At 32.7% G+C, this 12,755-nt stretch carries 14 protein-coding genes; 8 read left to right on the forward strand and 6 right to left on the reverse strand.

Annotated elements, in window-relative coordinates; translation table 11 throughout:
- Window positions 1-64: 64 nt before the first annotated feature.
- The 5 genes from M3234_RS26220 to M3234_RS26240 all read left to right on the forward strand — a co-directional run bounded on the left by M3234_RS26220 (window position 65) and on the right by M3234_RS26240 (window position 4,623).
- A complete protein-coding gene (locus M3234_RS26220) occupies window positions 65-289 on the forward strand; it encodes a hypothetical protein (protein WP_262307500.1) in 225 nt (74 codons plus the stop codon).
- A gap of 22 nt (window positions 290-311) precedes the next feature.
- Window positions 312-1,163, forward strand: coding sequence for a recombinase family protein (locus tag M3234_RS26225; RefSeq protein WP_262307501.1), 852 nt, complete (start codon window positions 312-314; stop codon window positions 1,161-1,163).
- Window positions 1,094-1,807 (forward strand): hypothetical protein, encoded by a 714-nt coding sequence (locus tag M3234_RS26230; protein ID WP_262307502.1) that lies wholly within the window; start codon window positions 1,094-1,096, stop codon window positions 1,805-1,807. The genes M3234_RS26225 and M3234_RS26230 overlap by 70 nt, the downstream gene beginning before the upstream one ends.
- A complete protein-coding gene (locus M3234_RS26235) occupies window positions 1,785-3,287 on the forward strand; it encodes a recombinase family protein (protein WP_262307503.1) in 1,503 nt (500 codons plus the stop codon). The genes M3234_RS26230 and M3234_RS26235 overlap by 23 nt, the downstream gene beginning before the upstream one ends.
- A gap of 391 nt (window positions 3,288-3,678) precedes the next feature.
- Window positions 3,679-4,623 carry a MerR family transcriptional regulator gene (locus tag M3234_RS26240; RefSeq protein ID WP_262307504.1) on the forward strand — a complete coding sequence of 315 codons (945 nt, stop codon included), beginning with the start codon at window positions 3,679-3,681 and terminating at the stop codon, window positions 4,621-4,623.
- Between the two features lie 121 nt (window positions 4,624-4,744).
- On the opposite strand, the gene M3234_RS26245 is transcribed toward M3234_RS26240, so the two are convergent.
- The 3 genes from M3234_RS26245 to M3234_RS26255 form a co-directional block, all read right to left on the reverse strand.
- Window positions 4,745-5,083 carry a helix-turn-helix domain-containing protein gene (locus tag M3234_RS26245; RefSeq protein ID WP_262307505.1) on the reverse strand — a complete coding sequence of 113 codons (339 nt, stop codon included), beginning with the start codon at window positions 5,081-5,083 and terminating at the stop codon, window positions 4,745-4,747.
- 163 nt (window positions 5,084-5,246) lie between these two features.
- Window positions 5,247-7,067, reverse strand: coding sequence for an ATP-dependent helicase (locus M3234_RS26250; protein WP_311315699.1), 1,821 nt, complete (start codon window positions 7,065-7,067; stop codon window positions 5,247-5,249).
- Entirely contained in the window at window positions 7,064-9,055 is a 1,992-nt protein-coding gene (locus M3234_RS26255) for an ATP-dependent nuclease (RefSeq protein ID WP_262307506.1), read from the reverse strand. The genes M3234_RS26250 and M3234_RS26255 overlap by 4 nt, the downstream gene beginning before the upstream one ends.
- A 150-nt stretch (window positions 9,056-9,205) precedes the next feature.
- Here M3234_RS26255 and M3234_RS26260 point away from each other — a divergent pair, with 150 nt between their 5' ends.
- From M3234_RS26260 to M3234_RS26270, 3 genes are read left to right on the forward strand one after another with little or no spacing between them, the layout of a single operon-like run.
- Window positions 9,206-9,409, forward strand: a complete 204-nt coding sequence (locus tag M3234_RS26260; protein WP_262307507.1) for a hypothetical protein — start codon at window positions 9,206-9,208, stop codon at window positions 9,407-9,409.
- Window positions 9,406-10,347, forward strand: coding sequence for an MvdC/MvdD family ATP grasp protein (locus tag M3234_RS29590; RefSeq protein WP_262307508.1), 942 nt, complete (start codon window positions 9,406-9,408; stop codon window positions 10,345-10,347). Before M3234_RS26260 ends, M3234_RS29590 begins: the two co-directional genes overlap by 4 nt.
- Complete coding sequence (locus M3234_RS26270) at window positions 10,347-11,201, forward strand: hypothetical protein (RefSeq protein ID WP_262307509.1); 855 nt, start codon at window positions 10,347-10,349, stop codon at window positions 11,199-11,201. Before M3234_RS29590 ends, M3234_RS26270 begins: the two co-directional genes overlap by 1 nt.
- A gap of 116 nt (window positions 11,202-11,317) precedes the next feature.
- Here M3234_RS26270 and M3234_RS26275 read toward each other — a convergent pair whose 3' ends face one another.
- From M3234_RS26275 to M3234_RS29785, 3 genes are all read right to left on the reverse strand, one after another.
- Window positions 11,318-11,794, reverse strand: a complete 477-nt coding sequence (locus tag M3234_RS26275) for a DUF4145 domain-containing protein (protein WP_262307510.1) — start codon at window positions 11,792-11,794, stop codon at window positions 11,318-11,320.
- A 108-nt stretch (window positions 11,795-11,902) separates the two neighbouring features.
- Window positions 11,903-12,625 carry a DHHA1 domain-containing protein gene (locus tag M3234_RS29595; RefSeq protein ID WP_311315700.1) on the reverse strand — a complete coding sequence of 241 codons (723 nt, stop codon included), beginning with the start codon at window positions 12,623-12,625 and terminating at the stop codon, window positions 11,903-11,905.
- A gap of 49 nt (window positions 12,626-12,674) precedes the next feature.
- Window positions 12,675-12,755 (reverse strand): IS3 family transposase (locus tag M3234_RS29785; RefSeq protein WP_396953964.1); only part of this gene is annotated, 81 nt, incomplete at its 5' end.

Consider the following 12,755-nt stretch of genomic DNA (forward strand, 5'->3'; position numbering starts at 1 on the left):
TTATATATGAATAATATCACCTTTTATTGCCAATATTAATAATGGTAAAAGAAAGGGTGATTTTGTGGATAAACAAGAAGAGTTAAAAATTGAATCGGTTCAGATTGTGTCTGATAAAGAATTTATAAAGGACAAAGGTAATAACAAAAGGACGAAATCCATCAAATCATTAAAAGTTAAATCAATAGGTTATGTTCACAGCCCAGATGCAGCTAAGAAATGGTTCGAAACATATGTGGAACTAGTTTTACGGCAAATAGATGATAAAAGTTCTATAAATGATTCATAACCATAAACAAAAGGAGGCAAATGTGCAGAAGACAGTAGCGTATTATCGTAATTCAATAAGCAAAATGAAACAAAAATTGTCAATCGTATACCAAATGGACCATGTTCGAAAAAAGGCAAAGGAGAAACAACTGCTAATTGATGAAGAGTATACAGATAATGAGACTTCAGCAAGGAAAACCAAAACTGAAGAACGAAAGAACTTCAGCCGCTTGCTCTATGAGGTTAAAAAAGGGAATATTCAAAGGATATTGGTGTATAGTCGCTGTCGTCTTGCTAGAAATGTGTCTCAATATATGGAAATTTATCGTTTGTTTAAAGAAAACAATATTGAAGTAATTTTTGCAGCCGAGCATGAATTTTCAATGATTTATACAGTAGAAGGGGAGCTTATTGAACGCATTATGGCGGCATTTAACGAGCATGAAGCGACTACATTGGTTGAAAAGCTTCAAGATTCCAAAAAAACTGTTGCTAGACAAGGAAAACATGCCGTTGGACCCATCACATATGGTTACCGAAAGGATGAGAACTCAAAGGGGAATTGGCTAATTGATACCAAGGAAGCAGAAACAATTAGGCAATTGTTTCAAGCCTATATAAAATTCTCATTTAAAACCAATACGGAATTTATCGAAATGCTTGATAATAATGAAATTTCTAGAGTTGATGGAGAGAAATGGAATTACGGAAGAGCTATGTCGGCTTTATCAAACGATATTTATATAGGATATCGCCGGTATACAACCGATAAGGAGACCATTGAACGTTTTGTATCAGACCTTGTAATTGTAGATAAATCGATTTGGAGCAGGTACAGAAGAAAAAAAGTCAGTTTAAGATTATCAGAAAAGAAAATGATGATGAAGGATTAATTTATTTACTGGATAAACTTGTAATTTGTAGTCGCTGCCATAATAAAGTTAATGGACATCGTATTCTAATTAAAGAAGAAAAGATTCCTGTTTATCGTTGCCGAAAACACCACAAAATTAGAGCTAAAAAGGAACAATTTGAACTTGAAGTGATTAAATGTGCCAATCAATTCTTTTTTGAAATACTAAATCCAACTTTATCATTATTTATAAACGAATGTATCCAAGATGAACACAACGTTTTTAATCGTTTAACTCAACAATCGCAAAAAAAAATACAATTTATTGAAGAAAGGATTACAAAGGCAATGCATCGGCTGATAGAGAGTGGGGAAATTGTAAATCTTCCGAAACAAATACAAAAAGACCAAAAAGAGTTAGAAGATTTAAACCGAGTTAATGAGGAATGGGAAGGAAAAAAATTCAGCGCAATTGAAAAATTAAAATTGGTCGAAGTTTATCAGAAAAACCAAGAACAAAGGATTGATAAAATCATAGATGAAGAGATGGAAGATGTCCTAAAGCAGTTATTATTATGTGATATTGTCGATTCTATTGTATTGACTGAAGCAGATGCACATGTAAATTTTAAACATCCACATTATCAAGAACTTGGGGGGCATGAAAGAATTGAACTTGGATAAAATATTATTCCCTGGAGCTAAAGTAGCATTCTATGGCAGGCATTCAACTGATAAACAAAATATGGAGACTCAACTTCAGAGCGCATATAACTTAGCAGAAAAGTACAATTGCGAAGTGGTAGAAGAATATTTAGACCCTGCCATTTCTTCAAGAAATAAAAATCGAGAAGGATTAGAACGATTAATAAAAGATGCCCATTTTAAAAAATTCGAATCTATTATCATATATGACCATGGAAGATTAGCCAGAATGCCTGAAGAACATGACACATTCCGCATGGTTATGAGTGCACTAGGAATACATGTGGTCGAAAGCCGTACCGAAACTCTTTATAATTATGGAGATGTAGTTATATCTGCAATAAAAGACGGTATCGCAAAATATGAGCTTGATAAACTGCGTATTAATACCAAAAATGCCATTGAAACATTATTTAATAACGGCTGCTGGACAGGTGCAAAAACCCCTTTTGGATATGAATATAATAAAATCAAAGAAGTAATTAATACCATCTCTCATGAACTTTCACTGGTAAAGTCGATATTTTCTCTTTACAAAAAGGGAGAAGGTTTTTACAGTATTGCAAAAAAGATGCCCAAAGGTAGTTATAGAGGAAAAGATTGGGATAAATATAAAGTGAAACACATTATCCTTAACCCGTTTTATGCAGGTTATAATTCGATTAGGAGATGGGATTTATCATCCTCAAGAAAACTAAATCCCCGTGAAGAATGGAAAATGAAAAAGGATGAAAAAATTGATGCAATTATAAGTTTAGAAGAATGGGAATATTGTTGGGATTTATACACAAAGAAAAAAGCTAAAGAGATAACTCCAAGAAAGTATTATACTAGTTTCTTGTTGAAAGATATCCTTTCGTGTAAACATTGTGGTTCTTTTCTTAAAGGAAAGGACCAGCGTTCCAAAGGCTACGGGAGTAGAATATACAGATGTCTATCCTGTAATATACGAATTAATTCCGAACTTTTAGAGGAAAAAGTCAAAGAATTGGTTAAGGACTTTCGAAAAAAAAATCCCAATGATAAATTACTTCAGTCTATCGTAGCGGATATACAAACTGAGATTTCCCTTCATGAAGATTTGTTAAAGAGCATTCAACAGGATATTAACAATAATAAAATTAAACTCCAGAAATATGATTTTAGAATAAATGAAGAATTTAAAAAGGAAACCCATAATAATGAGTTGTTGAAGGCATTAGTATTAGGGAAGGAAGACATTGCTAAAAAGATACAACAAATGAGTGAAGAAGAAAAACGATTAACGAAGAAAATAAAATTTTCAAAAGAGATAAGTCTTTACCCTGAAAATTTGAAACACGAAATTTCAATATTTGAAAATGAACAAAAGGTTGCCCATCAAGATTTTCGAAAGCTTTTTTTATTCATGATTCATGAGTTAAGAGTGAACCAGGTCGGAGAATTAGAAATTACATTTAATTTTAATATAGCGTCATAAGAATAATCTTTCTTTATGGAAGATTATTTTTTTGCTTTTAAAATTTTCTCGGTTCTATGGTAAAGCTTTAAATAATTTCACGGCACTTAGGTATACAACCGATCGGTTGTATATCCAAGAACCGTGATGAATACCAGCGCAGATACTGCCATCTAGGGTTCTAGGTCGCTGAAATTAAGTATTGGGAATTATCAGAGATATATATCGGCTCTTAGGTGTTGCGGTACGATTATTTCTCGGTTCTTTGTTCATTGCTCAATTAATATTAATTGAGCAATGTTAACAAATAAATATTGCATGGATAACATTGGTTAAGAAATTTTAATTAATAGTCATTTATTATGACTTTTCCTCATATAATTTCAACAGGACTAACTGCATGGGGGCAACTATGGAACGAAGATTTAATACAGAAGAAGCTTTAAAAATTCTAAAAGATTGCTACATTACCGATTCAGTTCAATCTCTGAGAAAATGGATTCGGGAAGGGAAAATTGTTGCTGAGGGTACACCATATAGACAAGAGGGATACACCATCAAAGAAGATGATTTAAAAGCATTTATTGAAGAGGAACGACCTGGGTTATTGGAAATACTAAATGTCTATCATCAAGTAAACGACAGAATACAAACAGGGATAAAGTCTATTGTCAATCCACAAGAAGAACAAAGCCCGCATAATAATAAGGTTCCCAACCCTAAAACAGAAGAAATCAAGATTATTGAACCAGAGTCTGAGTCTGATGATTTAGGGGTATTATTTGAAATGCTTATGGAGCTTGAGCAGCAGATTAAAGAACTACAATTAAAAATTGAAAATGTTATAAGAGAGATTAGCGAAAGGAAAGAATTTGATGAAATGAAAAACGAACTTGATAAAATGATGGAATTTAAAATCGACCAAATGAAAAAGGAATTAGAACATATATTTTTGGCTGACATGAAAATTCAACCAATTACAAATAAGTCTACGCCTGACAAGAGTGCAAAACCAGGCAATCATCGAACAAAATCGCTGGAAGAGTTCATTGGGTTTTTAAGGAAGGAATTTTGGAATGCAAATCCAGGAAATGAAAAGTTAAAGGGGGAAAGAAATAAAAAATTTAAAGAAGAGGCAAGGGGCGGTTATTCCTTGTTTTATGATGAAAAGGGTCTTTTTCGTGATGAAGAATTAAGAAGTGCAAATGATGATGATGGACTTGAGCTTAAATTAATGATAAATAATCAAGAGTCGATAATTACGGGTCAGAATAGAAAAGAGTTAATGAAACAATATTTTGAAGCTGTATTCTTACCTAAAATGAAAGGTATGGAAAATCCACTAGGAAACATATAGGAACATATCAATGCATAATACAGTTGAAGATGACATAAATGATGGCTATGTGGAGACTTTGAATTTAGCCGATAATATTGATAAAGTTTAAACAAAAAAGCGGAATCCAGTGAACCGCTTTTTATCGTATTTTTTTGTCCAAAAACCACTCTATAGATGTTTCTAAATTATGTATAAGGAACTCGGCGGTTTCTTCATCTACTTTTTGAAGTATTTTCACTTGTTGAATTGCCCTGTTAAGACGAGCGGTTGCATCATCGTTTTTTTCAAGATTCAATGGGAGCAAGGCAAGTTCTTCCTGTAGCCGCTGTAGCAGCGTAAAGTTAATGTTCTCTGTTTTTCCTGTTTCTAATTGGCTCAAATAACCTGGTGAAATTTCTAAAATCTTAGCAAATTCATTCAAACCAATTCCTTTTTGAATACGAAGTTCTCTAATTTTTTCTCCTAAGTTTTCCAGCATTCAGTTCCCCTCCATTATAATGCTAACCAAATAATTCGATGTATAGTCTAAAAATTCCTTTTAAGGTTAAGCTGAAAAAACGGGAAATGGTGCATAATATCCAATAATGTAAAAACGCTTGGAATGTGTGGCACATCCTCAAGCGTTTATTAATCAGACATGTTTAATAAATCGTCTTTTTAGATTCTTGAACTACATACAGTTCTTCCCAAAACATTGATGGATTTTTAGAAAAGGTTCTTAGTCCATATTTAGTGCGGCTTGTCATTCGTTTAGACCTTAAAAGGTAACAAACTCGTTTTGCCCGCGTAATACAAACGAAAAATATACGCCGTTGTTCATTTAGTTCTTTTGGAATATCGACCGTAGAATAGTATGGAAAGTTCCCTTCTTCCAAACCTAACATGATGACAACTTCGAATTCAAGTCCCTTTGAACTATGTCTTGTTGATATTGTTACTTGATTCTCAGGCTTTCCAACTTGAGAAAATCTTATTAAATCATATTCTTTTAATTCTCCGTCTTTTATTAGTTCCTGGAACGATTTTATATGTTCAATTTCAGTACAATATCTTTGAGAGCCAGCTATGTTGTGTTCTAAATTTAGCTTATTCAACAAATCCGTGAACCAGAGATTCAGATTATGTTTATAATGAGCGCTTCTGTGTAAGTTTGATAAAAAAAGTTTCTTCTCTTGCAATTTACTTTCTTCAGATAATTCTCCACCTTGGCTAGACAAAAGGTTAATCCAAAAATCTGATATGTCAGTAAAAGCAATAGATGAATTGTTTAAAATCCAAGAAGCACAGTCTTTCATCCAAACAATAATTTTGCTTTTTAGAAATTCATGCTTTGCTAAATAATGAGGTATATGAGAAGCTGTCATGAAATTACTTAATTCGTTTACTTGCTTTCCATTAGCGACAAGAACACATATCTCTTCCAATGGAATATTCTTATTTACACAATCAGGGATTATCTTATTTACCACATATTCATATTGCTCGTCCATTTCAGCTTCACATGTTATAAAATGAAACTCTGCTTTTTCATCAATCCTTGTTCCTGCCTTATATTCCCTATCATCAATATTTAAAGCAATTGTTGCTGCGTCTATAATATCCTGATTGCTCCTGTAGTTTGTTTTAAGGTCAATTGACATAATATTAGGATTATCATATAGCTCTAACAGATAATCGGGAATAGCCCCTTGAAAGCCGTATATGGACTGGTCAGGGTCCCCAACCGCAAAAATTTTAATATTAGTCTTATGAAATAAAGTAAGAATCATCTCATGAAGTGGCTTTCCCAAATCTTGATATTCGTCAATAAGTATCCATGGGAATTTTGCTTCTAGACATTTTCTTACATATTCTTGTTCCTTTATTAGCTTTGTAGCATATTTAATGATTTCAATAAAATCAACCTGTTGCTTGTTATGAAGGCGGTTTTCATATTCGTTGGCAACTATTCGTGCGGTATCGTTTAGTTCAGGTTCAATTAAACTATCTCCGCCTATTAATTGATTTCTTTCCTTATCCATGTCTTCAATTCTTATAGATTTCTTGTCAATTTCTTGTTCTTCAAGTATTTCTTTAAACAACCAGGTCTTGTCACTTTTTGAAATAATATTTAAGGGTAAGGAAATACCAATGTCGTAAAGGTGTGCAAATGGGACAATCACTTCTGAAATACAAAAGGAATGAACAGTATCCAGTACAACATTTTGTCTTTTTTGATATCCAAAAGATTTCAATCTATTTGTAAATTCCTTTGCAGCCTCATTGCTATAGGTAATACATGCTAATCCTCTCGGTGGTTTAACTTTTTCCTTTAATAAATGCATGATTTTTAGGGAGAGTACAGTTGTTTTACCGCTACCAGGTCCTGCTTTAACAACTGTACTCATATTAGACTTAAATGCAGCCCATTGGTCCGGGTCCTTTTTTATTTGCTCAAGCTTTAATGAATACAAGTCCATCATAAATCATCCACTTTTAAAAAAATTGATTGTATTGCTTCTTCAATATAAGGCGGAATATTATCCTTTGTACATTCAGAAGACAGCCCTTGTGCAAATCGCCCTTTTCCAATATGCGAGTGTTTACTTTCTATCTTTTTTAAGCAATCCACATAGTTACCGTTGTTTAAGGAATCCTTAAAGTTCTTCTTTTGCGTTGCTCCTCCTGAAGTCAAGTCATTAAAAACTTGCGAAAAGATTGCAGTTGCACCTTTATCATTCGAAATATCCATCATATCAATTTCCATAGTATGAATACCAATGAAGAAATCAAATTGTTTATAGAAAGTATCCTCTTCATTAATATCGTTAGGTATATCAGATTCATCAATCTTACCTAACTCAATTAAAATTTTTTTAGTTCTATCCAGACCATCATAACCAGTATATTTATGTTGCTTGTCATGCATTTGACCGAATGTTTTTTTCAAAGCAGCATTCTCTCTAAAGTAATAGTCTCCATCCGTAATGACCACATAAGGAATCCCAAGAGCGTCAAGGAATTGGACATATGGTTTAAAATTAGTCGAATTAATAGTACAGCATATAATGCCTTTCTTGTCTAAAGGCATGTGAAGGGCTTCAGCGAAGCTTGGTATTAAATATTCTTCCGCTACTCCCTCAACAAGGATGACACCTTTTCCAAAATAGATTTCTCCTTTTTTGACATCTACATATCTTTCTAAATCTTTACAATCTCTTTCGCTCAATTGTAAAGAAGCTGTAGTTTTAACAATAGTTCCATTGCTCATTGCACGAAGGTGAACAATCGAATTTATCGGTGCGACTGATGTAATATGAGGAGAATGTGTTGTCATTAACACGGATGTATTTTGTTTCATTACATCTTTAAAAATGAGTCGTTGCAGTGCAGGGTGCAAGTGTGCTTCTGGCTCTTCGATGGCTAGAATTGTAAATCCTTTATTATCACCAACGTACATGTCCATAAAAGTATAAAGGTTTGCTTGCCTCTCATGGGATAACATATCCTTTAATAAATAATTTCCATTATCGTTTTTTCTATAACATTGTTTTAAAATCTCACTATCTGCCTCATCTAATAGCTTTAAATAAGTGTCTTCTTTTAATATCGGTGGAATGGTTTTATCTTCTAATGATAATAAAATTAATGAAATGTATAGGATGTTATTTAGTCCTAAGCTTGTTTCATTTATAGGTCTTTTTCCTTGCCCAATCATTAATTTTAATGTGTTAAGGATACGATTTGGGTCTAAATCAATAGTCTCAAGTGATACTGAAGAATCCACTTGCTGCCCAATTATTGTAGAAAATCTACTATTGATACTGTTTGTTAAATGGACTAATTCATCGATTGAAAGCACTTCATCGCTTGTTTCCTTCAATCTGTCAGCTATGTCTTTAAGTTCTTCTTTCCTAATGTCGTAGTTTTTAATGAGCTTATTTACAGGAGAAGTTCTCATATTTTTCATTTCAGTTTCTACATCTCTGATTGCAGGAATAACTTTTAAATTTAAATATCTTCGATGGTTATGATTAAATGGAACATCTTCTTTTGTTCCTTGAAAAATTCGATATTGATATTCATAAGTACCATCGTCATTTTGAGATGCATAGTAGTGATAGGTTAGACGCAGAGTTGCTGGGTCTTCTTTTAATGTAGCATCGGATAGTGTAGCCAGTAACATCTTATTATGGTCAAAGCCTTTGATATCAATTGATATTTTGATTTCTTCTCCATTTTCCATTGGTGATTCAATACCTTCATAGAAGTCTGTATCATTTAAAAAGCGGTCCTCGTCGGATAATTTTGGGTCAAGAATAAGTTGTATTGCGCTTAAAAAATTTGTTTTACCGACATTGTTTTCACCAATTATTACCTGTTTATGGGTTAAATCGACATTGACAAATTTAAAGTTTCTGAAGTTCTGAATTTGTACTCTTGATATATACGGCGTCTTGGGTATGTTCATTAGTTAGAATAACCTCCGTTGTGAATTTCTTCCTATTAATATAATAGATAAATATAATAGAACTGACAAATGTTGATTATTAATAGACTGTAGAACGCCTTGTTTGTTTATTGTATTATATAATTAATACTAGTTTACGAGGTGTAGAGGATGGTTAAACATTTATTATTAGATAAAATCCATATTTATGAAAAAAAGTATGACAAAAGATTAGGAACCGAGGGTTCTTTTTATTCATCAGAAAGAGGGTTCTGGTTACTTGGAGACACTATGCTGCCGCTTGTTGAAGATTCAAGAAGACCTTTGCCTTCAACGAAAAAGCATGATGTCGAAAGAGGAGAGGACATGAAGTGACATTCGTAGAGGTACTAGTTATTTCAGACAAATACGATTTTACTACGGATTTTGTTTGCTTGGAACTTGAAAAAAGACAAGTGAACTATCTTCGTCTTAACCGAGATGAATTTCATACTTATAAAATTCAATTGGTCACGAGCAAATTTGAAATTAATGTTAAATTGGGAAAATGCAAATATAATATTTCGAATGACAGTCTGAAAGGCATTTACTACAGGGCTCCTATTTTCTTAAGAGAAATAAATCAAACTGACCGAAGTATTGAGGAACAACTATATTGCGAACAGTGGATGTCTTTTGTTAGAAATCTTCTAATATTTGAAGATGCTGTATGGGTAAATAATCCTGAAAAAACATTCAAAGCAGAAAATAAAATTGTGCAATTGAAATATGCCAAGAAAGTTGGATTTAATATTCCTTACACAATGGTAACCAATGGTAGCCCAGAACTAGAAAATAAAAGGTATGTGGTGAAATCCTTGGATACTGCTTTCTTTAACATTAAAGGAAAAGAAGGTTTTGTTTACTCAAATATCTTACAAAAGGAGGAAATACAGGATGCTAATCTTGAATGGGCACCAGTTACCATACAAGAGTATATTTATCCTAAAACAGATATTCGGGTAACAGTGGTTGGGAATGATGTCTTTGCTACAAGTATTACTAGCAAAGGAAATGGAGTAGACATAGACTGGAGAATAGTGAAGGATGAGGTTGATTTTACAACAGTTTCTTTACCTGTTCATATTGAAGAAAAATGCATTAAATTAATTAAGGATTTGGGTCTTAAATTCGGAGCAATCGATTTGTTAAAGACGGAAGAAAACGATTATTTCTTTTTGGAAATAAACCCCACAGGGGAGTGGGCATGGTTGGTACATACAACTGGACAATTAATACCTCAATCTATTGCAGATATGTTGGTGTCTAAATAATGAGCATTGGAAGCAAAATATTATATGCATTCTTACCATTTCTAGAATGCAACTCTGCTAATGGAGATATGAAAAATCAACAAAAAATCACATGGAATAAAATTCATAATGGGGAGCCGCTTTCAGATGTTCAGAAGTTTATAAGTATGGATGAAAATGATGCCAAATATTTATTAGAGGGCGTTCGTGGCAATATTGTTTCGTTACAAGATAAAGCTAAAGTAACCGCTGTTGCAGTGACATTGGCATTTTCAATGGTTGGTGGAATTTCAAGCTATCTGTTAAATCTAAAGGAAAAACTCTTTATAAATGGCGTTTGGACGGTAGCACTAATATTTTTTATTATTGCTAGTTGTTTCTACTTGATTACCGCTGGGTACTATTCTTTAATTACTTTGAATTCCAGACCAAAATACGATTTTAGTCCAGATGATTTTGAGTACCTAGGTCAGCTTCCATTGGAGGATAAGAAAAAGGAAGAAAAATTATCTATGATGGGTGAACATTATAAAATGACCACTTATCAAAATTCGCTTCTTAACAATTATGTGGATTGTAGTAATAATAATTTGAGGAATGCATTAATTTCCCTTGGAATTTTCTTTTCTCTAATCTGTCTTAGTTTTGTACTGGTTGAAAAAATAAATGAGGATAAGCAGACAAAGGCTTTAGCTGAACAGACTCAAATGATAAAGGATATTCAAATGGAAATAAAAACTTTGAAACAGGAAATCGAAGTTATCAGAGGTTCAAATAAAAATGACTATAATGAACTAAACTCATCTATAGCTGAACTAAATGTTTTAATGGAAGAAATAAAGGGTGAAATAATTCAAAATAAAACAAAACAATGAATTTTACATAATGTAAATAGAAAACTGTATACTATTAGATTTCAATATTCATTTTAGCTTAAGAAAAAGACCAAAATAAATTCGGTCTTTTTTCCATTTAACAGATGTTAGTAATCTTAGTAATTGAATAAAAATAGTGTCTTTAGTGCGAATTTAGCATCTTCTAATAGTAAGTCATCAATTTCACTAATATTTTCAAACCTTTTATATTTAGGTTGATGTGTATAGGAATTTCTTATTTCCCTTAGCTTATGAAAAGCATCTTTCTGCTCTTCGGAAATTTTCTCTGCTTCATAACATGAATTTATTGTGTCAAAAAATGACATATCTGATTCTGTCTGCAAATTAAATTTTAATGTCTGTTCAATTACAGATTGGGTCATCATAACAGTAGCTATATAGTTGCCATAAATAAAGCTATTTACTGCTTCTTCAAGAATATATCCTGTAAAAGAAGTGCCGAGAACAATCCTCATTTTATCTGTATCGTAAAATTCATTAATGAATTTTAGACGTTTAGCACGCCCGCCTCGTTCATCCCTATCCTTTTGTTTTATTAATTCTTTCTTCTTAACCTTTTTTTCTGTTTTCATAACATTCACTCCCAACATAATAATAATGTTTAGGAAGTTTATTAACAATTTTTTAGACCAGATTAAATACTTACAGGAAGAATTTATTGCTTTTAGCCTCAATTATATTTATACAACAACACAGTCCTGCACTAAGAAATTTTTATCTTCATAGCAATGTGGAGTGTAGAGCATGTCAACCAAGTTTTCACCATTCCAGTTGGTAAAGTGATTAGACTTCGAAAAAGCATAAGCAATGTGTTGGTTTATACTCATTTTTACATGTTCCTTCTCTTTTCCGAATGTTGAGTATTCACTGATTTTTGTGTTTTTACTACAAAATACAGGTTTAGGCATCCCCATCCCGAAGGGTTCCAAAGCGCGTAAGTCATTAAACATTGTTTTTGGAAAACATTCTAAAGGTAAAGTACCGATGTACCAGTTGGCAGCAATGGATATTTTTTGTTTCGTCGCAGCCAATTGAATGGCATATCTGAATAATTCAATTTGGTTTTCATCTGGGGAGATGGATAATCCAGCCGCCATTTTATGTCCGCCAAATTTCTTCAAATACTTACCACACGCTGATATACAATCAATAATAGAAAATCCACTGCTTTGAAAACTTCGTGCTGAACCAGTTCCGTCATTTGCAATGACGATTGCTGGCTTTTTGTAATGATTCACAATTCTTGAAGCTAGAATGCCAATGACACCCTTATGAAAATCCCCCTTTACAACGATTACAGGCGATAAATGAAGCCGTTCATTTTGAATGATATTTTGGACAGATTTAAATTGCTCCGTAGTTATGTCTTTTCTTTTTTCATTTAAAGAAATAAGTTCCTTGATTTGTTGAACTGCCCCCTGTCAAGTAGACAGTGGAAATAATAAAACGGAACTAGGCGGCTTTAGCCCTGTATTCTAAGGGACTGAGGCCGTTTAGTCTTTTTTGTAGTCGTTTTTCATTGTAAAATTGTAT

It is taken from the genome of Neobacillus niacini (genome assembly GCF_023715785.1).
Taxonomy (GTDB): Bacteria; Bacillota; Bacilli; order Bacillales; family Cytobacillaceae; genus Neobacillus; species Neobacillus niacini_E.